The sequence below is a fragment of the Mycobacterium barrassiae genome, assembly GCF_025822765.1.
Lineage (GTDB): Bacteria > Actinomycetota > Actinomycetes > Mycobacteriales > Mycobacteriaceae > Mycobacterium > Mycobacterium barrassiae.
The window spans coordinates 1-271 of record NZ_JACKUK010000022.1 but is presented as its reverse complement, the minus strand read 5'-3'; the positions used below and the strand labels follow the sequence as shown (position 1 = coordinate 271).

The 271-nt window shown below is 51.3% G+C and carries 1 rRNA gene; it reads right to left on the bottom strand.

What is annotated here, in order from left to right:
- Positions 1 to 271 (bottom strand): 23S ribosomal RNA (locus H7J93_RS29545); the annotation flags it as partial.

Sequence of the window (271 nt, the reverse complement as noted above, 5' to 3'; positions counted from 1 at the left end):
CGTTACTTTTTAGGAGGCAACCGCCCCAGTTAAACTACCCGCCAGGCACTGTCCCTGAACCGGATAAACGGTTCGAGGTTAGAGGCCCAATACGATCAGAGTGGTATTTCAACAACGACTCCACAATCACTGGCGTGACTGCTTCATAGTCTCCCACCTATCCTACACAAACCGTATCGAGCACCAATACCAAGTTGTAGTGAAGGTCCCGGGGTCTTTTCGTCCTGCCGCGCGTAACGAGCATCTTTACTCGTAATGCAATTTCGCCGAG